The organism is Paenibacillus jiangxiensis (assembly GCF_046098255.1).
GTDB classification, from domain to species: Bacteria; Bacillota; Bacilli; order Paenibacillales; family Paenibacillaceae; genus Paenibacillus; species Paenibacillus jiagnxiensis.
In genome coordinates this window covers 1-24,983 of sequence record NZ_JBJURI010000027.1, presented here as the reverse complement: position 1 = coordinate 24,983, position 24,983 = coordinate 1, and the positions used below count along the sequence as shown (strand labels likewise).

Here is a 24,983-nt window from a genome sequence, read left to right as displayed (position 1 = left end):
GGGAAACCATTTGCGAAGATGCGTTAGCATTCTTCTCCTGATCATATTGGTATCCGGGATCTTTAATCCGTATTTCGGCTCAGCTGTTTACGGTTCGACCGATATGCCGGAGGCAGCCGATCAATCGAAGAATGCGGAATTACCTATACGAGACTCATCAGATTCACTCTCGGAGCCAGATAAACAAGCTGCAGATCCGGAGCGAGAAGAAGCTGTTCAAAATAACAAATATTCGGATAACAACGAAATAAATACATCGGAAGATGATACCATTGCACCCGATATGCCGAACATTTTGGTGAATAACGTGAGCTGGGACAGTAATGAAAAGCAGCTCGCCCTTCAGGATGGGTCGGATGCAGGCGGTAGCGGTGTGCTGAAAAGCCAGTACAAGCTGGGTGAGGGTGAATGGCAGGATTATCGTTTACCTGTTCGCCTTCCGGATCAAGATACGATCATCTATGCTCGTACGCTGGATCATGCTGCGAATATCAGTGCAGTAGCCGAAGCCACGACAGACATTGCCAAAACACGGCCGGCCACTCCAAGTATCGAGTTGAGCAGTATTGACTATACGGATCAGCCAATACTCATCACCATTGCCGGGAGCCGTTCGGGCACGGAGAAAACCCAGTATCGATTGGGTGAGTTTGGTTCATGGATTGACTACACGGAGCCTTTTACTATTACCAAGGAGGGCAGAACCACGGTTTATGCTCGTACTGTGGGTGTCTCCATGGTGGTGAGTAACATTGCGTCTGCGGATGCCAAGATCCAATCGGTAGTGTCATCCGGTCCAGTTATGCGTACTGCTGCGGAATGGGCAGCACTCGCCAATGACAATCAAGCAAAATCGAATATTTCATTCATTCAGCGCATGAAAGAAATAGTTTTATCTGCAGTCCATAAACTGGTGAACCATGATGGACGGTTGTTCCTCATAGATGTAGTAGCTGTTTGGCCATCCAACGAGCGTCGTGTAAGTAGGAATGTCCCCTTATCAAAGTCGCCAGGGCAGCGGAGAAAGCAAGGCGGTGAAGCGGGGGATCTCGGATTTGTAAATACAGATCACCGGTCTTCATTGGGGAAAAGAGGAGCTGCGCTACTTTTGAGTATAGCGTTGCTGTTACCGATGCTTTCAGCTTACGCTCCCAAAGTGGAGGCGGCCGGCCATCTGTATAACTACTCCAGGTATGAGGTAGTCTCCACTCCATACGGGCCATGGAGCGACCCGAAGGCGGCGGGATCGACTGGAATAGAAGATCGGTATAGTTCAGACGGTATATCGGTAACAGCGTACTCAAGATATTCCTTTGACCCAAGTACAGGAAAGTATATTCTCTCGGGAGATAACGTGAGAAATGAGAATATCAGGAATTACGATAGAGATGATTATCCGTATATTCAGAGCATCCAATTAATGTTCAATAACGGTGCATCCTACCAGAACATGTCCTCCGATACCAATAAATTATGGGTGGGAAGAGGATGGGATACGGATAATGGCAAGGACAAGTTGAATAAGATTACCTATACATCAATTCCGTCAGGATATAGTTACAGTAAAGGAAACTATATCTCCTCTTTGCAAGCTGCTGATGGAGCTTATCCGAGTGACGGTAGGCATAGCGATGGATATTGGTATGTGAAAGGTAGTGTCGTGAATGCTGCCCCAAGCCTATCCGTATCGACATCTGGAACGAAGTACCTATCGGACGTTGCTGGTTATACAAGCATCACGGTATCGGGTTCCGTCAATGATCCAGATGGAGATAACGTAACCATCGGGGGAATGATCGCAGGGGTAAGTAAGTATGTAATGAATGCATCTTCTGGTGCTTGGGCGCTTACCTGGTCGGCAAGTGAACTGCCCCAGGGCAGCTACGGTCTTACGATTGCAACTGTGGATCTTTATGGAGGGAGTTTTTCGTACACATATGATGGTACGATCATCGTCGATAAGACGGCGCCGGGCGCACCAGCACTGCTGATCAACAATGCAGCATACTCCAATGCCGATAAGGTCGTGACGATCCAACACGGTGCTGACAGCGGCGGAAGCGGTGTGTTAAAGAGCCAGTACCGGGTCGGGACAGGCGGGGCCTGGACGGATTACGTTTCGGCCGTGAATGCTACCCAGGAGGGCGTCAATATTTATGCCCGAACCATAGATAATGCAGGCAACATCGGACCGGTTTCCGAACTGGACACCAGGATCGACAAAACGCTTCCGACAACTCCGACGATTACGACGGACAAGACAGGCAAATCCAGTACAGCAGTTACCGTTTCCATCACGCCAGGAACGGATGCAAGATCTGGAGTGGCCAGAACGGAGTATGCTCTGGCTGGAGCCACCGTTGCCGATTGGAAGGCCTACTCGGGTCCCATCAAGGTGACCAGCGAAGGACAGACGACGGTCAGTGCGAGAACCGTGGATAACGCAGGCAATATCAGCAGCGTAAGGACAGCGGTCATCCATATCGACAAAACCGGTCCCGCAAAACCTGCGATCGTACCGTCGAAAATACTCTCGAATGCAGCCATACCTGTAGAGATTGTACCCGCTGCAGATAGTGATTTAATCGGTACGGAATTTAAGCTGGATGGTGCGGTGACGCAGAATTGGCAGACCTACAGCGGACGGTTTTCCGTTCCTGCAGTTGAAGGAGAAACGACCATCACTGCCCGCTCCTTTGACGACGTAGGTAATCTGAGCGCTGTAAGCACAGCGTCTGTCCAAATCGATACAACCAAGCCGACTAATCCAGTCATCACGACGGATCCAATCGGCAAAGCAGCAAGTGACGTTTCAGTCAGTATCACACCTGGGACGGATGCATTTTCGGGGGTAGCGAAAACAGAATACGCTTTGAGCGGCGCGGAAAATGCTGACTGGAAAGAAGTGAAAAGTCCATTCACGATCACTGCCGAAGGTGAGACGGTTGTCAGGGCTCGGACCATCGACAAGGCAGGGAATTTTAGCGACGTGATCGAGGAAATCATCCGAATCGACCGGACCAGCCCCGGCCTGCCGGAGATTCAGCCTTCTAAAATGGTATCCAACCGCGATATCCGGGTGACCATTGAACCACCCGCCGACCAGGATACTAGCCTGACGGAATATAAGTTGGCAGGATCAGTAACCCATGACTGGCAGCCGTACAACACCGAGTTTGTTATACCTGCTACTGTGGAAGGGAAGACAGTAATCACTGCACGTTCCACAGACGATGTAGGCAACGTGGGGGAAGAAACAAGCGTTACGGTTCTCGTTGATACCACCAGTCCAACGGCTCCAGCAATTGAAGTAAGCAAAGCGTCTCCAAGCCCGGAAGATGTAAGTGTCCATATCCGTCCAGGAACGGATGACGGATCGGGCATGCACCGGACGGAGTATATTCTGTCTGGCGCAACACAATTTAAGTGGCCGGTGGATGCGACAGACGACTTTATTGTGTCCGCTGAAGGAACGACCGTGATCACAGCCCGCTCCTACGATCAGGCTGGGAATGTCAGCGAGGAAGCGATCTATGAACTGACGATCGATAAATCGAAACCGGAAGTCACAGTCACTGCTGATGCCGAGTACGCTCAAGATGCTATACGGGCAAAATTTAAATTTGCAGATTCGCTTTCTGGCATCGACAAACGATATATTCAGGTTTCTGGTTCGCCTGATACACCACAGACCTGGATATCGGTCGATAGTGATACAGAGACCACGATCACAGATGAGGGCATCTGGTATGTACATGCTAGAGCAATCGATAAGGGCGGTAATGTGACAGATGCGGACCCGCTACGTGTAGTGGTAGACCGGACGGCGCCGAGCGCACCGGTGATTACGGCAACAGAGGACGATTATACTGCCGGCAATGTGGATTTCACGGTAGATGGCAGCGCGGACTCGCTCAGTCCGCTCTACTATGAGTATCAAATTGGCAATGGAGAATTTGAGAAGGGAAGCAGCGGCAGCATCACGGAAAATGGTACGGTGGTGATCTCTGCACGCGCCATTGATGCAGCAGGGAACGTGAGCGCCGTAACCAGCAAGACAGTTTACATCGATAAGCAGGGTCCTGAAATAGACATCGATCCCGATGGCCGCAGCTGGTCGGATGATGACATCCAAGCTTCCGTTTCCTTTTCAGATGCAGGATCGGGCGTCAAAGAGAGGTTTTACAAAATTACGAGTTCCCTGGACGAGCCAGCCACCTGGGATATAGCAGCCGATAATCGGATGGAAATAGCAATCCAGGATGAAGGCATTTGGTACATCCATGCCAAAGCGGTGGATCAGGTGGGGAATGAGGAGATCACCGTTTCGAAGCCGTTCCACCTGCAGGAGGAGCCGGAGGCTCCAGCTTTATCCGTTCAATCGTTAAAACAGGATGAGGCAGTCTTGGAGTGGACCTTGCCGAGTGGATCTGCTTATACGGACGGCTATCAATACACCCTATACAACCAGTCTATTGGCCAGCGTTTCACAGCTGATTATCCGGAAAATGTATTTACTGTTACGGGCCTGCAGCCGGGTACGCGATATCCGTTTAAGCTGGAAGTGAGCAATCACGTTGGAAAAGCAACCAGCAACACAGTAGAGGTTCTGACCCTACCTGCAGCTCCGCAACATATGGTTGTATCACCAGTCGAAAATGACTCCAGCCAGGTGTTGGTCAGCGCGGACCCTGTGCAGTCGGCAACTGCCTACCGCTTGAGAGCAGTTCAAGCCGATACGATGCAGGAAGTGTTCAATGAGACGGTTACGACCAGCGTGTATGCGCCGGTGCTGAACCTGCAGCCGGCTACGTTCTATGACATTTCCATATCCGCAATCAATGAGAGTGGGGAAGGACCGGCTACACACCAGTCCGTCATGTCGCTCCCGGCGTCTCCCGGGTTTACATATGTCCGGATTGGAGAGCGGGATGTCGATCTGCAGTGGGATAGCGTAACGAGCGCTACCTATTATGAGCTGGACCGGGACGGAGCAACGGTGTACGACGATGTGTATAACGCTTTCCATGATATCGGACTGAGTTCCGGTACCGAGTACAGCTATCGCTTGACCGCAACGAACGAGTCCGGTAGCGGGGATGAATCGAAGCTGGATCTAATCACCCTTCCGGCCAAAGCCGAAAACTTCCGCAGCCTGGACGCAGGCGAGGATTGGATCCGGCTCGGTTGGAGACATGTACGGGGCGCAGCGGGTTACTGGCTCTCGGTTGATGGCGGTTCGCCAGCACAACTGAGTGCCGATCAGAACGAAATCACGATCCGGGACCTGCCGCCTGGCCAATCGGCTCAGTTTACGATTCAGGCGTATAACCGCAGCGGTTTAGGGGTAACAGAAGCAACTTATGCACTGACGCTCCCGCTGCAGGTGGACGAACTCCGATTCACTGAAATTGGCGAGAAGAGTGTCAAAGTGAACTGGAATGCTGTGCCTGGCGCGACCAAGTATCAGGTAAGCATGAATGGACAGACAATGACCGTTTCCGATACGTTTGCTGTTTTCAATGGGCTTGAAGGCGGAACGGCCTACGAAGCAAGCGTAGCCAGCGGAAATTCCTCCGGGTTTGGGAAAGAAGTGGACGCAAGCGTACTCACGCTTCCGGCAGCTCCGCAAGGCTTGAAAAGCGTGGACGCGAAGGATACGTCATTTACCTTGGCATGGACGCCTTCGAAGAGCGCGACATCATACCGGATAGAACAGGAAGGATTTGGGGATCTCGGAACTGTGACCGGGCCTGCTATTACTGTGGGTGATCTTCTTCCTGGGATTATTTATCACTTCCGTGTCTTCGCCGTGAATGACAACGGAGAAGGGAACTACAGCCGGTTCACATGGCGGATGTTGCCGAGCGATATGCAAGAAGGAAGCCTTCAGGTTTCTGAGATTACCTCATCCACCGCCCAGGTTGCTTGGAAGGAAGTCAACGGCGCCGACTTCTACCGAGTGTATCTGGATGAACAACCTATCGGGGAGACGACAAGCCTGGCTTACAGTTTAAGCGGTTTAAGCAGCTCTCAGACCTATGTCGTTGGAGTAGAACCTGTAAACAATAGCGGAAGCGGGAAAAAGCTTACAGCGGCATTTGAGACGCTATCAGCGGGGGATTTCAAATTAAGCAGTGAGCATACTACTGATTCCGTCACGTTGTTTATAGAAGATGTGCAGCCGAATGACACCGTGGTTGTATCCTTGGCCGGCAAGGAGGTGTATCGCGGCAAAGCGAATCAATTCACCAAAAATGAATTGGCTCCTGGAAGAAGTTACACCTTTACCGTTTGGACAGAAAATACCGGGGGAGTGAAGTCCGCGCCGAAAGAGCTCACGGTGCGGACAGACACGAAGCCATCCTTGGGAACTGGTGGAGGAGGCGGTGGGGGTGGCCAAACAACGGTCATCAAACCAGATGCTCCGATTCAAGCGCCTGTGCAGCCTCAAATGCCAGTAGACATGGCAAACCCTGATACGGGATCGGGTAATGAGAAAACGTTTGTCGATATCGATAAAACCTTCAGCCGGGATAAAATCCAATACTTGGCAGCCAAAGGTGTGATTGAAGGTACGACAGACATTACCTTTGAACCAAGCCGGGCTGTTACACGTGCCGAGTATATGGCCATGATGGTCCGAGCTCTTGAGCTCCCAGAAGTCTCTGATACGCCACTGAGCTTCAAGGATATTAACTCGCAAGACTGGTACATTCCTGAGCTGCGGACGGCCATTGCGCATGTCGTTGCCCGCGGTTTCAGCAAGGAAGTATTTGCTCCGGATGCTGTAATCAATCGGGAGCAAGCCAGTAAAATGATCGGTAATGCCTTACAGGAGTTACCGAAAAATGCAATCGGCAACGTGTATAAGGACGAAAAGGGAATATCGGTATGGGCGAGGGGCGAAGTGATCGGGTTGACCAAGGAAGCCCTGCTCCAAGGTTACCCAGATGGGACCTTCCGTCCTAAAAACAGCGTCACGCGTGCCGAAGCTGCCGAAATGATCTATAACATGCTGCAGAAGCTTTGAGAAGGGGATTGGCCCGGAAACGTATGTCCGGGCCATACCCTGATTTCTAAGGATCAAAGGCCGACCCGGTTAAATGCTTCAGCCCGGCCCCTTCATCTTTCAAGAATGTGTCACTATTCAAAAATTGAGTTGAATTTCAATTCAACTTTTGGTAAGATGAAATTGTGCCAGGGGAATATATGTTTGTGTGAGAAGGCGACATCAGCTAAGTAAGGTTTGGATTATATAACTGAAACCTGGCTGAATTTGAAGATGAACATCCGACGCGCGGCAATCATCTCAAAGCCATCGAAGGAAAGGTTTATGCATCAATTTTAAAATGAAATGGGCAATTTTCGTTGTGGCCAGTCGGAATAAGTTTAAGACAGGCGTAGTTTGACAAAAAGAATAATTTTGGAGTGTGAGGTTATTATGGCATTGAGTGTAGGCGAATTGATCAAGCTGCTTGAACTACAGCGGCAAGACAATGAAGTTGTCCTGGAGGATGACACACCTATTTTGCAGGTCGAAGAAGGCATTCTATCTGAAAATGGTGAGAAGAAGCTTGTTACTTACCTCCAGACCAATGATTCTTTACCGGACCATATTACTTTCTATGCTGACATTGACAGTTATATTAGCAGCCATTCCGATCCGGGTAGCCCAAATGTAGATCATGATATGAAACAATGGGCCACACAGTATTTCTTAAAATTGAAGGAAACCGAAGATCCGTACCGGAAAGGATTTTACCTGATTATGGGGATCATGAAGACAGATGATTCTGTAGAATTCAAGGCCGGAAGAATTCAAGCGATCTTAGAAGGTTTCAAAGAAGCTAAAGTATGGGAAAAAACGTTGTCCTACTATAAATAATCAAACGAAGTTTTCCGGGGTATGAGCTGAGGGTGAACGAACGGCTCGCCGACTTCGGATGGCGCAGCCCTAAAGTAGTTAGCTGCATTAGTACCATCTTATTGCGCCCATGTTCACTTCAGATTGACTGAAAAATGATATCCATTGTCCCAATGGATACCCTACTTCAAAACCCTAAAAATAATTACACAAAACTCTTGACGCTACCGAATGACGAATGATATAAGTTCCCTTCTGTTTCGGTGGAAGTCTGTGTTACAACAAACGAAAACGAACAGACTGCATGGGAGCGATTTAATGAAATCTTTCAGAAATAATCAACCATTGGATTAAACGGGGGGACATAAATGAAATATAAATGTATCTTGATACTGCCTATCTTCACACTGTTATTGGGATGTGGAGCATTTGACGCACCAAAAGAACAACAAGTGGAAAAAAACGATCGATTTGAGATAACATCATCAGGCGAATTGCCCGTGTTGATGATTGACCGTGAAACCGGGTGTCAATATGTTTCTAATGGGTACGACACACCGTATACACTTTTATATGATCGCGATGGAAAGCCGTATTGCCCTGGAGCTGCTGCTAAATAGAAAACACCGGAAAACTGGGTTTTCCGGTGAGGAGCTTTTACACTTTAAGTATATGCCATACCCCAAGAATCTATACCCCTATTATTTGAGGTTTGAGATTGGTTACAGGCAAATATCTGATTGAATAGGAGAGTGTAATAGGGTGAATTCGAATTTACCAGACAACTTTTGCTCTGTGGATTATTGGAAGGGAAGGATTGAAAAGAACTGCAATGAGTACTATTCGAAAAATGACTTTGTAGCAGCTAATACCGAGTTAGTGTTAGAGCAGAATGTCAATCCAACTCAGAAGATAAAGGCGATCCAAGCGATTATAGATGCAACAAAATGAATAGGGGCGTGCATCATGAAAAAGAGTAAGTTTGAAATTTGCCATCGCAAAGCTCGCAGATTGAAGAGACGTGCAGCGCAAGGTAGAGGTCCTAAGAGACTGATTGTAATTGACGAAGCCCATCTAATCTTTTGTAAGCCTGATGGATCACATTGAATAGGGAGCGTGCATGAAATATGAAATGGATCATGATCAGCAGTTTGCCTTATACGCATGAATTTGAATTAGAAGGTAACGACAGAGCGGTACTTAAGTTGTCATGCCGTGAATCTGAAATTATGCACAATATGCGACTGATTTTTGGATCAGATGTTGAAGTAGAACTATTTGAGAATGAATCATAATGAATAAGGAGCGTACATTATGGGATTTGAAATAGGTGAAATCGTCCAACATTATCATCAAGGAAAAGGCACCTACCACGGATACGATCCATTGGCTGGTACGGGCTTTGTAGACTTTGGGTGGGGCATCGTTAGAGTATCAATGTGCTTCGTCTCGAAAGTATCTTAATGAATACGCGGTTGTAAGAAAGGATGGTATGCATGCAGAGAATGAAAGAAGTTCAATGTAAAACCTGTTTTAAGAAAATAGCAACGATCAATACTGCACTTAATGTCATAGAAGAGGAGGGCGGCGTCTCCCGATCTAATAGTTCTTATCCAGTCGGTCCTAATGATGTTGAGGAAGTCAAATTAATTTGTAAATGCGGCCATGTAACAACTTTTTATGGTGGTTGATGAATCATATTGAATACAGGGTTGTGACGGGAGGACGAGCTAATGTCAATTAAAGTTGACCCGAAACTTATAAATGGAATCAATAGAACACTGGATAATCGTTCTGATAACAAGGCCGACTTATGTTTTGAGTGCGGAAGTCGATTGGACGACTGCTGTAAAAACAATGTGATCCAAGACACCAAGAAAACGACTATATACGGATACCTCTGCTGTAGCTGTAAATTGGGAAATGAAGCATTAGATGATGATTTAGCTAATGATCTTCAATGAATATTAAGCTATTTAAAGGTGATATGATATGAGCTTTGGTGAATACATCAAGAAACTACGAAAATCGATCGGGCTCACCCAGGAGGATGTGGCAACGAAAGCGGGTGTAACGAAGTCCTATTTGAGCAAGATAGAAAAAGGGCATGTCTCACCGCCATCTGAAGATAAGTTACTGCAGTTAGCAGAAGCGCTTCAGGACGATCCAAATACCATTATTTATAGAGCTGGCAAGATATCGTCAGAGATCCGTGATCTTATTCTTCAGGAACCAGGCGTTTTTGATTATTTGCATCAGAAATTAAAGGATAAGCATAATGCTGAAAGGAAGGAGTAGTCGTGGCCATACATTTTTCGGAGGAGTTCATCGACCAGCTATTGGCACAAGTGGACATGATGCAGCTTATGGAGAAGCATCATGTACGAGTGAAGGCGGGATCAGGTGAAAACCATTATTATATAGCGGATTTCTGCTGCGGCAAGAAGGATTTTGATAATGGTCGTATAAAGAAGTCCACGCAGACCTACAAATGCGGATCCTGCCATACAGGTGGAAATGCTATTCATTTTCTCCGAAATGTCGCAGGCAAAACATTTCATGAGGCTGTCTCGGAGTTGGCTGACATGGCTGGCATTCCGCTGCCAGAAGATCAGGTAGATAGGAAGCAACAGAGAAAAGAGGAAGCATTGGCACTGGCTGCTGAGTTTTATCATGATCAAGGTAACTTTGACTATTTCCTCTCACGAGGGATTTCCATGGAAGTCCTAAAAAAATATAAAGCCGGTTACGCGCCTGGTGGACGTACGCTCCGGAGTCACTTGGAGAGACAAGGATTCACGAAGGAAGAGCTCCAGGAGTTTAAGCTTTTAAACAGAAGGGGATTGGACCGTTTTTTTTATCGAGCAGTAATTCCGATAGTTATGTTTGGGAGGGTTGTAGATCTCTACGGACGCGCGGTAGATGATTCGCTTGCAGGAATCAATCACCAGTATCTTTATGGAGACATCCCCTTCCTGGGTGGCTATGATTTTATAAAAAGTGGCCAGCTTGTTACAATCTATGAGTCGTTTATCGATCAGTTGGTGGCCGAGAGTCATGGAATCCTGAACGGAACCAATCCAGGAGGAGCAGGCAAATTTACCGGAAAGCACGCTCGTATGATACATAATAAGACGGATAAAGCAGTGCTATTGTTCGATGGGGACCAAGCTGGCCGTGAAGGTGCTTTAGCTGCAGGGAGAATGCTGGTCGATACCGGTGTTCAAACATGGGTTGGAGAGCTTCCTGAAGGAGAGGATCCCGCTCAGATGATTTCCGAGAAGGGGTTGGATCATTTTAAAAGTTTCTTGACCGGTAAAAGTTACGAGCAGTTTGAAATGTACTGTACGCTGCAGAAGTACTCTCTGCAGGATATTGAACGGTATGTTAATGAAATGAAGAGTCGAACCTGATAGTTTACATCATAAATTGTGCCGCCATAATCATGGCGGCATTTTAATCGCTTGAATAACTTATTGAATTAATCGTTCAACTACTGGTAGCCGCATCGATCAATTTTGGGTCCAATTACGGGATCTGACGCCAACTTTGATCAGCGGCTACTCGCGGAGAGCCTGTTTCATGCCCTCGTTAAGTATTACGGAGTTACGGTCACCTTCAGAGGGTGACGGTGATTTCGTAATATAGCTAGGAACAGACCTTCCCTCCCGTCCCCTGCGGGGAAGCGCAAAGGACGCTGCCCTTTGCAATCCCATTTTTCAACCCCACCAACCTCCCCAATCATGGGGAGGCTCCCCTCGCCGGGAGGCAGGTTCCCGAACGTAAGGTTCGGGAACGGCTGACAGGGTAGGAGCGTGGAACCGCTCGTCAAGCCTGCGGCTGCTCCGCTGACGCTGCGCCCCCTCCGGGGTGACGGCTTCATGCGGCGTTTGATGGGGGATAGGGTAGATATACATCCAGTTGCGGATTACTGCAGATGTATTTCTTTAATGAGTGCCAAACGGATCCGGAATAACTCACCACTCGGTTCCTCCAGCAAAAGATAACCGGCGAGTGGATCACATCGTTTAATGACACCCTGGATGCATACAAAGCGCTTATTGCTGTAATAGATGACTTCGACTATTCTGCCATCCTGCAGGCTAACGGATATTCGATGATTGAACTCTTGCAGCTGATCTTCGTCAAGAGTTGGCATTGTAACATCATCTTGGGCATAAGCCCACTTCTGAAGCCGATCTTTATGTTCCGGGAGCATCAGGGACACCCACTTTTTATGCCCTCGATCTCTAATCATTGAAAATGCCCCCCGATTTTCTTCGTACGACCCAGATGAGTGCCAGCATCCGTCAGAGAGCATGCCCGAAATACAGAGGCCCCGCCAAACCGTGCATGAATCTCATCGATGGCAGAACCAAGCAGCCGCAGCTTTTCGTCCTGTGCGCCTGAGAATAGATCTAACTGAATGGCATCATCGCTGACCAGGTTGGATACTGCGACGTGTACGGTGCGTATTTTCCCCAGCACGTTGGCCTGGCTGTATAGTGCCATACAGGTATCATAAAGCCGCTTTGATACATTGGTTGCTTCAGGGAGTGTGTGGGAGCGGCTAAAGCCCTTCTTAACCTCATGCTTACTGTACCCGAAAGAGAGGGATACGGTCCGGCATGCAGCGTTTATTTCGCGCATACGCGATGCCAGGTGATCCGTAATCTCATAGATCACGGTGGGCACTTCATCTTTGTTGTAATCCCTCATAAGAGTGATACCGTTAGAAAATCCTTTGCGCATTCCAGCGGATGGATCGACGAAGATCGGGGACAGATCCACACCCCAGGCATGATAATAAAGCTGTTCGCCCATCACGCCATATTTTTGTTTGAGCTTGGCGAGGGAGCATTTTGCCAAGTCCTCCAATATGTAAATGCCCATACGGTTCAGATTACGTTTCATCCGGTGGCCGATACCCCATACGTCCTCAATCGGCGTAGGCCAAAGCAAGCGCGGGATATCTTCATATTTGCACTCTGCAATGCCTTTTTTCTTGGCGTGGATGTCTAAGACCATCTTGGCCAGCAGCTTGTTAGGACCGATGCCGATTGCGACGGGGAGCCCGGTTTGCAACTTGATATCCTCTTGAATTGACCTGGCGATATCATGAGCGCTGCCAAATAGCCGTTCGAGGCCATCACAGATCACCCAGGATTCATCGATGGAGTAGGTTGAAATAGCTTCTTTTGGTGCATATTGGTTAAAGATATCCGTGATTTGCATTGAAGTATCCAAGTATAGGCCCATACGCGCATTCACGATCCGGATCCTGGGATCGGGTGGGATCTCATAAAGACGGCTGCCGGTTCGGATGCCAAACTCTTTTTTTAGTACTGGGGAAGCCGCGAGTACCACGCTGCCGCTGCGATTTTTATCGCCTACAACTGCAAGCAGGCAAGTAAGTGGGTCTAAACCTAGGCTTACGGCCTCGACGGATGCATAAAAGCTCTTCATATCGACGCAGAGTACTTTGTTGTGAGGAAGTTTTGAGTAGTCAATCATTTAGGTATCACCTTCCTTTACAAGAACATGTGTTCTTGTTTATTATATACACAGAGCGGGATATCTAAACAATCAGAATTATTTTCCTATTTTCTATTGGCAATAATGTGGAGATATAAGGCGTAAATACTCTAAAAAGTAAATAGTTATTTACACCTATAGATAGCTTGATTTATCATGAAATCATAGGCAATTAGCACGATGTCTATATGAAAAAAAGAGAGGGTGATTAGTGTGGCTGACAAGGATTTTGTCATTGAAACGTACCGAGGGCCAGAGACAGAGCGGCGCGATCAGCAGCCGAGAGATTTTGTCATTGAAAGCTACCGCTCATCGGCCGCCAGCGATCGCAATTTTGCTATTGAATCGTATCGGCAGACCAGTGAGGAGTTACCATCGCGAACTACCAGGTACCCTACTAAAGTGCCATATCGTATGCTTAATAAAGCACACGACTACGCAAAAGAAATTAGAGATTATTTAAAAGAGCAGCGGCGGACCATCAAGGTACGCCCGACCGTTAAAGAATATGATCATGTAGAGATGCAGGTTAGAAATCTCCAGACAGGCAACCTGGAGACGATTAACATCAGTATCGATAAAGCGATGAGTAAAGAAGCGGGGATTGTTGTTTCCAGAGAGTTGTTTGAGAATTGCCGCTCTCTGCAAGAGCTGAGAAGTGTTGGCCAATTGGATGCTATGGAGCTGAGAGCTCTTTCTGAACGAGGCATGAGCCCGCAGAAAGAAGTGGAGCGTGGAGCTGCAGCAAGCGGCCCTTCCCGTATTGACGCTCAGCCTGCCTCGCCTCAGGTCGAATCCGAGATTACTTCTCGCCCCGACCGGAGTTGGATGAGGGAACGTAAGGCACAGCTTGATGCATCTGAGCAGGCCCACGGCAAACTGAGCGAATCCCTTGGCAGTATGAAGGCGAATATGAATCATACATACAAGGTCGGTAACGATAAAGAATGGAATGTCCTTTGTTACGATCATGGTCATGGGGTTGAATTTGTTGCCTACGAGAAAACAAACCCCCAAGCAGATCGGATTGAAACCAATAACTCCTCTAAGCTGGCCGGTATGATGATGGGAGACAACATTCAGAGTGCTCGCCTAATTGCTGCCGAGCCCATAGGGCCGGTTGATGGAAAATTAAAGGACTTGGCGGATATCATCAAAGGGCATACGGAGCAAATGCCGAAGCTTATACAGGTCGATCATTTGGACAAGGAGGTCAGCTCATGGAAGACCCTCCGAAACGAGCATGGGAAGAACGATGAGCGATTGGAGTACAAGCTGAAGGGAGACAATTTAACGCATACCGCACTTTTCCGGAATGATGGCATCAATCGAGCGGAAAGAGATCGGATGATAGGTGGCCTGAAGGAGCATAATCCAGAAGTATTAAGCGAGTTTTTTAAAAACATGCGTGATAAAAGCTTGCAAGTTGATCGGGGCAGATAAATGTAAGGCTGCTGTCTTGGACAGTGGCCATTTCTATTATTCAGAACGATTTAGAAGGAATTTCTACATGCGACAATTTCGCCGGCACAATTGAAGTAGCTTCTGAATCGTCACCACACATACGAGAGGAGTACAGTGAAGGATAATATGTTCCGAGTATGGCATACCAACTACTATGATAACTTATTTGCTAATATTGTAGTTGGAACTATAGAAAATCTTAAAGTAACAGAAGAAGAAGCTGCAAGAATGTTTGATGATACAGAGATATATTTGACCGAGGACGGTCTCCGACTTATTTGTAACGGACAGATCAGATACATTACAGACCTGGATAGAGGAGCATATCTTTTTGAGATTGTAACTAAAGTTCAACCGCCTCCCATTGTTCCGGGGACCTTATCTCATACGGATATTATGAATCTACTAGAAAATAAAGATTACATGCTGGAAGAAAAGGATTTTCTAAAAGTACCTTGGACAATTACAGAAACATACCGCCGAATGAAAGAGATGTACCCGCATAAGAAAGAGTTTAGGCTCGACTCATCTGGATATCGTGTAGAGATTGTAAGTAGTCCTTTAGAAGCTAAAGAGCAGGGGTTCTTGGAAATTGTCAAACATGTAGAGCAGAAACTTTCCGATAAAGCTAACCTTGAGGTTATTCACTCGGATTCTGTAGCGCTTTTGATGATGTGGTATGTAAATTGCCAGGGAGAGCCTATCTGGATGAATTTATGTGTACGCGCCAGGGGGGATTATGAACTGAACGTCCTGGACCGGGATCAGAATGAGCTCCGCTGCAAAGACTTTCAAGACCCGATCGATGTGATCAATACCATCGAAGATGTACTCCGCACATCCCAAGGACCAACCGGCATAGCTGCTTTCACTCAATGAGCAGGCAAGCATATTGGTGGCTGCTGTTCCCGTACCTGGGAGAGCAGCTTTTTTGTTAGTTAAGGCATGGATGCCATCCAGTTCATCAGGAATCCTTGGCCTCCGTGAATGTCTTTGGACAGTGGCCGTTTCTATTTTTCAAGATGAGTTTCTTCTATTATAATGTAGTTACCTTCAGGACAAGCTGTTAAGAAGATGTCAGTCTCGAATGAAGCGAAAGGGGAGAAAAGTATGTGCGGCCGTTTCACTTTGGTAGCTGATGAATCAGAAGTCTTTGAAACTTTCTCCGTCGAACGCGTTGATTATGAATATAGCCCCCGCTACAATGTGGCTCCATCACAAACCATTGCAGCAATAGCTCATTGGGATGGGGAGCGTGTTCTTACCGGATACCGGTGGGGACTCATTCCGTTTTGGGCCAAGGACGCAAAAATTGGCTATAAGATGATTAATGCCCGGGCCGAGACGATTGAGAGTAAGCCCGCATTCCGAAATCTTCTTTCGAGAAATCGGGTTGTTATCCCTTCAGATGGATTCTATGAATGGAAAAAAGCAGGGGACGATAAGCAGCCATTCCGCTTCCAGTTGGAATCCAAAAAGGTCTTTGGATTTGCCGGTTTATTCGATACCTGGGAACATCCAGAGAATGGGGAGATGATTCGGAGCTGTACGATCATCACCACAGAACCAAATCAATTAGTGCAGGATGTTCACGATCGGATGCCCGTGATTCTAAATTCAGAAGGCGTGAATATGTGGTTGGATCCGAAAGTGACAGACAAACATGTTCTTCAGGATCTCTTGGTTCCATATCCTGCAGAACAAATGATATTGTATCCGGTGTCCAAGATGGTGGGTAATGTAAAAAATAATCAGGCGAGTCTTGTTGATGAGATTCCGATGAATTCAAGATAGATCGAAATGGGGGGATAGTGATGGCTGTTATGGTTGCTCAGAGGGCAATTATCAAATTGTATTTACTAACCTTTTTGGAGAAGAATCGGGGCTATGGGTACCAGATGTTTGATGAGCTTAAATCTCACATAAAGGAATCTGGTCTTAATCCACCGGATAGTGAGGTGTACCGTATCCTTCATGGATTGGTTGATGATGGGGTGCTATATCGAACAAAACAAGAGAGCGGACGTGTCGAGTTTCCCCAAGAAATTTATATTTACGATTTCACTGCCGATGGAAGGGAAAAGGCTGCCTTATTCAAGAAGCAGGTCAAACCAGAAATTGAACGATGCATTGGTGTGCTACGAAAAGCGGAGAAGGATAATTTTTTGTAAAGGGGGATTCAGTGTGAGCACAATAAGTGGACATGGTATGGGTGGGTAAATGAGAACCGCACCGCATGGGTGGTCGTTGCAGTTTAGAAAATTAAAAAACCACCGGGACTAGGCTGGCCGCCTCAGTCTGGTGGTTTTCTTGTCTCGCGCTGTAATATTGCACTATTCCAATTCGCTGGCGCGGATCTCTCTGGCGGCTAGTTTTTGTTTGTCGCTCTCGTTCGTGATCCTGTTATTCGTCTGTTTGTTTCGGCAGGAATTCCAGAGATTTATTGATCCTACGGTAGATGACCATATCTCCGGTATAAAAGAGCACCGTTTCTACAAATTGACCTGTAGAGTCTTTAAAGGAGCCATACTGCTTGGCGTTGCGATTAAAAATCTGCATGATCTCCCGAGCCTTGCGCGGTGTAACGTCATGCTCCTGTTTTTTTCCTTCATTATAATAGCTGATTTTATTATCAATCATGTGAAAAGGAATTCGTTCTCGCCACAGCTTGGCCACCATCGGATCAGACAAGTATTTGTCCCCCAATTTGGTTACGATGAGTTGACTCGGCACGACGGTCTCATCCAAGTTAATAGATATCCCCTGATCGCCTACATCTGGCACACCCACCCAAGAGGTATTTGTGCCGGCTTCGTACCTCTCCTTGATCACGCGATACAGACGGCACAATTGATTGAATTGGCTTCTTTCGACAAATAAAAGGCGATCGTCGCCTTCTGCCGCTTCATCCCGGCCTACGATCGTTAGCAGCTCATTCTCCCGATCTTCATAAAAGTTTGGCCTCAGTGATAACAGGATTTCTTGAAATCGATGGACATGTGACTTTCTCAGAGATAGCCGTCTGTTGTCAACGTCGAAATCAATCCATAGCTCCTCTTTGTTTTGAATCTGCAGAGTTTCGAGTATGTATTTCGGAACGGTCACTTGCCCTTGAGAAGTGACCCGATATCCCTGTTCCTGTTTACCGAATGGAAACATCGGCTGCTGCACCGGTTCGATCCAATAGAACTTTTCAAAGGAACCCTCATGTTCTACGTATTGAATACGGCTACCCTGGTCATCAAGCCCAAGACGATAGCGGGCAGAGTAGGGGATTGTGATCAACATCCTGTAAAATCCTCCCTTTCATTATCCAATCAAAATATAATATTAATCAAATTGTAATAATAATCGTGATCTAAATATATCAAGTGGTAGGAGACTTGTCGATAGTAAAATGAGGCGAGGAAGTGGTGTTTGATGGGTTGATCAGGCAACCAAGCGGTGTCGTAATTGACGAATTAACCGGCTCTTCTGTATTTCATAAAGCATGCTTTTTGGAATAGCGAAAATTTGTCTGTATTTATGTTTCAAAATGCCATAAAATCACTTTAGGAATATTCCGAATCTAGTAATGGAGTTTTGAAACATTTTTTTGGGGAGTTGGTTGTATGAAAATGGCCTATGCCCGTGTCTCGGCTAAGGATCAGAATCCTGAAAGGCAACTTGTTAAATTTAGGGAACTTGGTGTTGAGGAGCGTTTCATATTTGTTGACAAGCAGAGTGGCAAAGATTTTGAACGGCCACGTTACCAGGCTATGCGTATGATGATCCGTGAAGGCGATCTGGTTTATTTGGACGCATTGGATCGATTGGGGCGGGATTACGATGGCATCATTAGTGAATGGAAGTTCATCACAAGGGAGACCGGGGCAGACGTTGTATGTCTGGATAACGAAACATTATTCGACTCCCGTAAATTCAAAACGATGGGAGATTTGGGGAAACTGCTGGAGGACCAGTTTTTAAGCATGCTAGCGTATGTGGCCGAACAGGAGCGTAAGAAAAATAGGCAGCGTCAGGCTGAAGGGATCGAAGTAGCAAAGGCAAGTGGTGTTAAGTTTGGTCGTCCTCGGCAGCAGATTAACGAAACGTTCATTCAAGTCTACAACCAGTGGAAAGAGGGACAAATTACGGCAACGACAGCTATGAAGGAAGTTGATATGAGTCGAACGACATTTTACCGGCGTGTTTCGGAACATGAGGCCCAAGGTTTAGCATCGGAAGGTTGAAAAATGTTTATTTCGAGATCGAGAGAGGAATCATTGAAAACGTGATGAAAATAAAGGGTTACCGAATTCGAGCTTTAAGAAAATCACAGCACTTGACAATTGAACAGTTGGCTGACCAATTGAAAGTGTCTGCTTCTACTATTGGTATGTATGAGCGTGGAGAACGTACACCAGCTATGAGGACGTTGCTTAGAATCGCTCAATTGTTTGATGTTTCACTAGAATTTTTTTGGAACGACGCTGATTCTGGGAACAACTCAGATATGCTCGATGTAAACGTAGAAAGTTTATTAATCAGCAAAGATGTGATGGAGAGGGCAGCAGGTCGATGCGAGCTCTGTTGTAGTATGGCACCATTCATTACTTCTGATGGACTTCCCTATCTTGAACTATATACTCTCGATGAGAGTTCACCGAGTCTACAGAAAACAACCGCTCTTTGTCCAAACTGTAAGAAAAAGCTACAGGTGCTAGGTTTACCTGGGGATAAAATGTACCTGAAGAATAAAATAGCCAAGACTATAGGCGATGTTGGAGGATAAGGGGGAGTTCGGGGTACAGACGAGCTTTGTTGCTGCAACACCGCCTGATGTCGAGGATCTGGCCGCTTAATACAAAAGCTTGGACAAAATATCGTCCAAGCTTTTTATATTGCTCTACTACTTTGTTGGCCTGCCCAATGGCCGCTTCAAGTCTTCACCATGGATTACAACACGAGATCTACACGTTTTACAAGTAACCGCAGCTGTTCTATGGGAAAGACCACGGATGCGATAGTTGCAGTAAGGGCAAGTCCCATATAGCTTTCCAAAGAAAGCAGCGTGAATGAATCCGACCACGGCTACAAGAGTAACTATTGAACCTTTCGGCTCCATGTTCAATTGGTTGACGATCAAAAGAATAAATAAATACACAATCGCAATTCTGCTAACGCTAAACAGATCCTTTTTTAAGGAGAAACTATTGTTTGACCGGAACCTATCGATCTCCGCAGTGAAGAAACGAAGCCCCTTTCTAGAAAATGGATCAAATGCAGTCTTGTTTGCGAATATTACAAAGATGAGAGCTGATAAGCTCCCGAAAGCATAGTAATTACTGGCATCTTCTTTATTCCAACTCAAGTCTATGAAATACATAAGAAAATACCCGGCAAACGATGCCATGACATATTTAAAATTCAACTGAAGATGTGTCTTGCTGCTGCGAAAAATACTTGCGATCAGAGCGATCAAACTAAGAATAAATGTGGTGACGAAAAAACCACTCAGAAACATAATGAGCAACTGAAGCCCTCCTTGGACATGTTATATTTTTGAACTTTACCATTAAAATCCTCCCTCGTATATATCGTCAAAAGAGGGTGGGATTCTGAATGGCGTGTGTCCACCTTTCTGGCCATATTACTATCGCAAAAAAAGCTGAGAATCTAGACCAGGCTTGTCCATAGCAAAAAATAAAAAGACAGGTGGGCTCAGCAACCTGTCTCTTGTGCGCTTGGCAGCGCATCGATCTAACGGGTGAAAGTCCCGAGCGCACCGCGGGGTGGCGGAAGCGCATAGCTGACCGGTAGTGCGTGTGCCGTAAGGTAACGTGCGGAGGTCCAGAAGGCAAACCTCGGAACAGGCGGCTAAACCAGGTTGGCCGGCGAAGTCGGACAACCCTGCAAGAGAAGGGAAAGTCCCATACCACCATAGACTTCGCAGGTTAAGAGGACTGGATTCGAGGGAAAGAACGATGACGTGACCCAAGGAGAGCTTGTCGCCCCCGCCTAGAGCGGTAACCCCGCACAAAGCCGCAAAGGAAGAGTGAGGGCTAAGGGGGGCGAGCAGTCATACGAAGGGATAGTAGCGAAAAAGCTTGCAGGAAAGGCCGCAATGGCAAGTGACCCGGCACGAAGTTGACGGGACGAACCCCGACCCAAAAGGCGGGAGAATCGTGCGAAGCCTGGAACCGTGGAAGATAAGTTCTAAACGTAGAAGGAGATGCTGGTGCTCAGACTGAGATCGGGGAGCCAAGAAGCGCGAAGAACCGACGCCGAACAAACGGGTAGGCGATCTGACGGAGTACACTTTTGGAACGCCTGACTGCCAGAAAAAAAAAATTTTTTTGAAGGCTATCCGCAGACGAGAGAGAAGTGGAAGAAACCGAACACCGACAAGGAAACAACGAAGAGGAGCTTACGTGTGGGAGAACATCCAACTAAGAAACGTAGATGGTACAGCCTGATCGACAAAGTATGGGCGATGCCGAACTTGGAGGAAGCCTTCAAAGAGGTGAAGGCCAATCGAGGGGCGCCGGGCGTAGACAACGTAACCATCAAAGTCTTTGAAGCGAATTTGGAGGACAACTTAAGAGCCCTTCAAACGGCGCTGCGAACTAAGAGCTACACGCCGAGGCCAGTCAGACGGAAATATATCGCAAAGGAAGACGGAAGCGAAAGACCTCTGGGCATCCCAACCGTAGGAGATCGAGTGGTTCAAGCGGCGCTGAAGCGAGTGCTGGAGCCGATCTTTGAAACCAAGTTTTGTGAGCGCAGCTATGGCTTCCGTCCGGGACGAAGCGCACATATGGCGCTGGAGCGGATAAGGAAGGACCTGATGGAAGGATATCGGTACGTCATTGACGCTGATCTGAAATCTTACTTTGACACGATCCCCCATGAGAAGCTGATCGAGCAAGTGCGGGAAGAAGTGGTGGACGGAAGTGTATTACGACTGATCGAAAGCATGCTGAAGACAGGTGTCCTGGAAAATGGTGTCGTACAAGCAAGCGATCTAGGAAGCCCGCAAGGCGGTGTGTGTAGTCCGTTGCTTGCGAACATCTATCTGCACCCGCTGGATACGCTTATGGAATCGCGGGGACATCGCATGACGCGATACGCCGATGATTTTGTGATTTGCTGCCGAAGCCGCAGGGGAGCTGAGCGAGTGCTTGGTCAAATCACGAAGCTGCTGGAGAGCGAACTTGGGTTAAAGGTGCATCCCACGAAAACGAAAATCGTGAATCATCAAGAGAAGTCATTTGTGTTTCTGGGCCATGAGTTTAAACCCGGGCATTGGATGACGCCATCAGGGAAAGCGATCACGAAATTCAAAGAGCGGGTAAAGAAGATCACGAGGCGCAACCAGACGGTTAACCTACAAGAGCTGGTGAAGCGGGTGCTGAATCCATATGTGAGAGGATGGGCTAACTATTTTGGAACAGGAGATGTAAGAAGTCTGTTTCGAAACCTCGACGCATGGATACGCCGGAGGCTGCGAATGGTACAGATGCGTAGCTGGAAGCATGCTCGTAAACTGATGCGTGAAATGCGAAGACGAGGATGGAGCGGAGAGTTGGCGGGCATACGAATGACGGCTTGGAGGAACTCCAGTTGCCAGCATGCCCACTATGCCATGCCGAACGCTTGGTTCGAGGAACTCGGTCTGTGTAGCTTAGTCCAGATGATACTATCCCGACATCCCCAGCGGGGATAACCATGGAGGAACCGGATGCGAGGATCCGCACGTCCTGGTTCTGTGAGAGGCCCATGAATTTATTCATGGGCCTACTCGATTATTTTTAACCTTGGCAAATTACTGCCTTGTTCGATTAGAACGTTTGCGTATTCTACTAACACGTTTCCGACCACGATATCTCGGGGGTCTGGGAGTCGTGGGAGCCAGTGAAAGGGGCTTGTCCATATTCGAATGCTGTTTACGAAAGTCACGAATTCTTAACAACGATTCCCAAGTTTGCAATACAAACCTCACAAGCTCAGCAAACGATGGCCAATCCAGAGAGAGCACCCACAGCCACCCATTATGCAACATCTGAAACAAAACTACTAAATCGATATCATTCATTACAAAATCCTCCTTGTCTTCAATTCATTTTTTTGAACCCATCCGACATAACAACCAGTACCTACTCTCAAGGTCAATCACCCCTTTCGCTGAGGAATCTTATATGGTAGTGAAAATATTTCATTTCATAACTTGCAAAATGTCTGATCCCCCTTTAACCCATAAAGTGATTTCTGCATCCGATATGCTCCCGGTCTAAAAATCGTCCCCTGTATGGACAGAGATGCTGCCAAAATGAATAAAATTTGATTTCCCTTTCAGGAACTTCAAGTCAACAACAGAAATCCAAACACTTAATTAAAAAGAAAGGTTTAAGACTCAATTTGAGTTTCATAGACGTATTTTTTTAAATGAGAAGAGATGCCATATTCGCGGGAACAGATGATACTTTCCGTAGACGGATCCGAAATTAAAAGAAAGCATCTTCATCTTGAGAACATATTGCGTATGAACGTAAGTGTTGCGTGATCAATTTCCTCCTTTCTAATTTGCGCGACAAATTTGCGACACAATGCAGAACGAATTACACGCTTCAGATCCTACCGAATAACATCAGAACCTCCTCCAGAAGCTCTTGTATCTGCATACTCATAAAACCGATCAGTAAAATTATCAAAGATTATAGCCCCTGGACCTCCCGAAAGATGGAGATCTCCATACTTTTTCGGACAACTCCTCCAGCTTAAATTTTGTACCTCAGATCCGTTCCCCAACTCTCTCCACATGTCGCCGGTGATCCATCTGCAATGACTCATGTGTTGGCAGCCGCTCGGAATCTCATTAAAGAGAAAACCAGGCGTTTGGGGTTGTTGGATTCAAACGGAAGCGTTGGTTTACATTTTTACAATCGTCCAATATCGAGGAGTTCACCGGTTTGTGACAACATGTAAGGAAATGGTTTTATGCGGCCGGCAGATCCAAAAGACGCTGGCATCACGCCGGATTCCGAAGTGGCATACACGCATGGATAGAACCGGCAGCCGCCGGTTCTTTGGATTGAGGTGATCTTTCCCTTTTGCCCCCGCATGGTATCAGCTCTCAAGGCGACTAACCTTCCGGACGGCCGAGCCTCCAGGCTTCGCCCTCCACCGCCCGGAAGCTAAGACGCCGAGCCAGCCGTTCAAGGGGCTCCAAAAACTTTTCCTGATGATCTCTTGGTAGGGGAGGGAAAGTTTTTGGAGGCTGATACCCTTGACCAACTGGCTATGAGACTGATCCCTAGCAAGTGTCAAAAGGGAAAAATCATCCCCTATGGGGACGCCAGCCATGCGGCAGGCAACGTCCAACATCACCTCAAAACGGATAAAGGAGCTGATTGTATGTCATGGAGCACATCTTCACCGCTGTAGCGAGTAGATCAAAAGATTAAACTACTTCGGGCAAAGCTGAACACAAAAGAATGGAGCTGGTAAGAATGGAAGCAACGACAAACGTAAGAACGATGGAATACATCGGTTTAGACGACTGGGACAGACCCGTCTATAAGTGCATCGAAACGGATTCGCTGTGGAAGGACATAGAACTTGGCAAGTGCGACACGCCCGCACTGTATAGCTGTGGTAACAACTTCGATGGCGAACCGTGTTTCCCAATCAAAAGCGATTTGGTTGTGGTGTTCAAGACGAAGTATGCAGAGAACCCGTACAGGTTTAACTACATGATGCTGGGCAGGTTAAGAAGCGACTGTGACTACTACCTTGGGTATGGAAACAGGAACAAGAGCCATCTGTGGGGCGGGAGCGTGAAGGAGCATATCGAGAGGATGAAGGAGATTCATAATTCTTTCCCTGAAGGGCAGAAGCCGGAATGGTTGACATACGAAGGCATTCTTGACTACGAAAAACGAATGAGCGAATAATCAAATATATAAGGGAGAATTAAGGGATGAATGACAAGACGCTAACCTTTGGAAGATTGTTGATGCTACCGGCATTTAGGCGGCGAAAGACGCCGCCTAAATGCCGGTACGCCGCTGCCAGGTTACGCCGCCCGATTACGAGAGCATCGCTACACCCCAGGAGAAGAGCGGCTGCACACAGT

At 47.1% G+C, this 24,983-nt stretch carries 21 protein-coding genes; 16 read left to right on the top strand and 5 right to left on the bottom strand.

Features of this window, described 5'->3' with window-relative positions; genetic code table 11:
• Nucleotides 1–10: 10 nt before the first annotated feature.
• The 8 genes from ACI1P2_RS23000 (at nt 11) to ACI1P2_RS22965 (ending at nt 11,280) form a co-directional block, all read left to right on the top strand.
• Nucleotides 11–7,033, top strand: coding sequence for an OmpL47-type beta-barrel domain-containing protein (locus ACI1P2_RS23000; protein WP_355323066.1), 7,023 nt, complete (start codon nt 11–13; stop codon nt 7,031–7,033).
• 411 nt (nt 7,034–7,444) lie between these two features.
• The gene (locus ACI1P2_RS22995; RefSeq protein WP_355323064.1) at nt 7,445–7,888 is read left to right on the top strand and encodes a hypothetical protein; all 444 of its coding nucleotides are present in this window, start codon (nt 7,445–7,447) and stop codon (nt 7,886–7,888) included.
• A 347-nt stretch (nt 7,889–8,235) separates the two neighbouring features.
• Nucleotides 8,236–8,487 carry a DUF6440 family protein gene (locus ACI1P2_RS22990; RefSeq protein WP_355323062.1) on the top strand — a complete coding sequence of 84 codons (252 nt, stop codon included), beginning with the start codon at nt 8,236–8,238 and terminating at the stop codon, nt 8,485–8,487.
• A gap of 507 nt (nt 8,488–8,994) precedes the next feature.
• Nucleotides 8,995–9,162 (top strand): hypothetical protein, encoded by a 168-nt coding sequence (locus ACI1P2_RS22985; RefSeq protein ID WP_355323060.1) that lies wholly within the window; start codon nt 8,995–8,997, stop codon nt 9,160–9,162.
• Between the two features lie 201 nt (nt 9,163–9,363).
• Nucleotides 9,364–9,558, top strand: coding sequence for a hypothetical protein (locus tag ACI1P2_RS22980; protein ID WP_408976311.1), 195 nt, complete (start codon nt 9,364–9,366; stop codon nt 9,556–9,558).
• A 42-nt stretch (nt 9,559–9,600) separates the two neighbouring features.
• Complete coding sequence (locus tag ACI1P2_RS22975) at nt 9,601–9,831, top strand: hypothetical protein (RefSeq protein ID WP_355323056.1); 231 nt, start codon at nt 9,601–9,603, stop codon at nt 9,829–9,831.
• Between the two features lie 28 nt (nt 9,832–9,859).
• Nucleotides 9,860–10,165, top strand: a complete 306-nt coding sequence (locus tag ACI1P2_RS22970) for a helix-turn-helix domain-containing protein (RefSeq protein ID WP_355323054.1) — start codon at nt 9,860–9,862, stop codon at nt 10,163–10,165.
• A 2-nt stretch (nt 10,166–10,167) separates the two neighbouring features.
• A complete protein-coding gene (locus ACI1P2_RS22965) occupies nt 10,168–11,280 on the top strand; it encodes a CHC2 zinc finger domain-containing protein (protein ID WP_355323052.1) in 1,113 nt (370 codons plus the stop codon).
• Nucleotides 11,281–11,586: 306 nt separating this feature from the next.
• Here ACI1P2_RS22965 and ACI1P2_RS22960 read toward each other — a convergent pair whose 3' ends face one another.
• From ACI1P2_RS22960 to ACI1P2_RS22950, 3 genes are read right to left on the bottom strand one after another with little or no spacing between them, the layout of a single operon-like run.
• Nucleotides 11,587–11,784 carry a hypothetical protein gene (locus tag ACI1P2_RS22960; RefSeq protein ID WP_355323050.1) on the bottom strand — a complete coding sequence of 66 codons (198 nt, stop codon included), beginning with the start codon at nt 11,782–11,784 and terminating at the stop codon, nt 11,587–11,589.
• Between the two features lie 11 nt (nt 11,785–11,795).
• Complete coding sequence (locus tag ACI1P2_RS22955; RefSeq protein WP_355323048.1) at nt 11,796–12,125, bottom strand: YolD-like family protein; 330 nt, start codon at nt 12,123–12,125, stop codon at nt 11,796–11,798.
• Nucleotides 12,122–13,333 (bottom strand): Y-family DNA polymerase, encoded by a 1,212-nt coding sequence (locus ACI1P2_RS22950; RefSeq protein ID WP_408976320.1) that lies wholly within the window; start codon nt 13,331–13,333, stop codon nt 12,122–12,124. The genes ACI1P2_RS22955 and ACI1P2_RS22950 overlap by 4 nt, the downstream gene beginning before the upstream one ends.
• A 282-nt stretch (nt 13,334–13,615) precedes the next feature.
• Between ACI1P2_RS22950 and ACI1P2_RS22945 the strand changes: the two genes are divergently transcribed.
• The 4 genes from ACI1P2_RS22945 (at nt 13,616) to ACI1P2_RS22930 (ending at nt 17,037) form a co-directional block, all read left to right on the top strand.
• On the top strand, nt 13,616–14,845 hold the full coding sequence (locus ACI1P2_RS22945; RefSeq protein ID WP_355323044.1) for a hypothetical protein: 1,230 nt from the start codon (nt 13,616–13,618) through the stop codon (nt 14,843–14,845).
• Between the two features lie 135 nt (nt 14,846–14,980).
• The gene (locus tag ACI1P2_RS22940) at nt 14,981–15,745 is read left to right on the top strand and encodes a hypothetical protein (RefSeq protein WP_355323042.1); all 765 of its coding nucleotides are present in this window, start codon (nt 14,981–14,983) and stop codon (nt 15,743–15,745) included.
• A gap of 231 nt (nt 15,746–15,976) precedes the next feature.
• Complete coding sequence (locus tag ACI1P2_RS22935; protein WP_408976310.1) at nt 15,977–16,660, top strand: SOS response-associated peptidase; 684 nt, start codon at nt 15,977–15,979, stop codon at nt 16,658–16,660.
• 20 nt (nt 16,661–16,680) lie between these two features.
• Nucleotides 16,681–17,037, top strand: coding sequence for a helix-turn-helix transcriptional regulator (locus ACI1P2_RS22930; protein WP_355323038.1), 357 nt, complete (start codon nt 16,681–16,683; stop codon nt 17,035–17,037).
• 232 nt (nt 17,038–17,269) lie between these two features.
• Here the strand turns inward: ACI1P2_RS22930 and ACI1P2_RS22925 are convergent, their stop codons facing one another.
• Entirely contained in the window at nt 17,270–18,154 is an 885-nt protein-coding gene (locus ACI1P2_RS22925; RefSeq protein WP_355323036.1) for an AbrB/MazE/SpoVT family DNA-binding domain-containing protein, read from the bottom strand.
• 323 nt (nt 18,155–18,477) lie between these two features.
• Here ACI1P2_RS22925 and ACI1P2_RS22920 point away from each other — a divergent pair, with 323 nt between their 5' ends.
• On the top strand, nt 18,478–19,098 hold the full coding sequence (locus tag ACI1P2_RS22920) for a recombinase family protein (RefSeq protein ID WP_355323034.1): 621 nt from the start codon (nt 18,478–18,480) through the stop codon (nt 19,096–19,098).
• A gap of 44 nt (nt 19,099–19,142) precedes the next feature.
• Nucleotides 19,143–19,640, top strand: coding sequence for a helix-turn-helix domain-containing protein (locus ACI1P2_RS22915; protein ID WP_408976319.1), 498 nt, complete (start codon nt 19,143–19,145; stop codon nt 19,638–19,640).
• 117 nt (nt 19,641–19,757) lie between these two features.
• On the opposite strand, the gene ACI1P2_RS22910 is transcribed toward ACI1P2_RS22915, so the two are convergent.
• Nucleotides 19,758–20,381 (bottom strand): hypothetical protein, encoded by a 624-nt coding sequence (locus ACI1P2_RS22910; RefSeq protein ID WP_355323030.1) that lies wholly within the window; start codon nt 20,379–20,381, stop codon nt 19,758–19,760.
• Between the two features lie 900 nt (nt 20,382–21,281).
• Here ACI1P2_RS22910 and ltrA point away from each other — a divergent pair.
• Together ltrA and ACI1P2_RS22900 are read left to right on the top strand one after the other, a co-directional pair.
• A complete protein-coding gene (ltrA, locus tag ACI1P2_RS22905; protein ID WP_355323028.1) occupies nt 21,282–22,574 on the top strand; it encodes a group II intron reverse transcriptase/maturase in 1,293 nt (430 codons plus the stop codon).
• A 1,768-nt stretch (nt 22,575–24,342) separates the two neighbouring features.
• Nucleotides 24,343–24,801 carry an LPD11 domain-containing protein gene (locus ACI1P2_RS22900; RefSeq protein WP_355323026.1) on the top strand — a complete coding sequence of 153 codons (459 nt, stop codon included), beginning with the start codon at nt 24,343–24,345 and terminating at the stop codon, nt 24,799–24,801.
• Nucleotides 24,802–24,983: the final 182 nt, after the last annotated feature.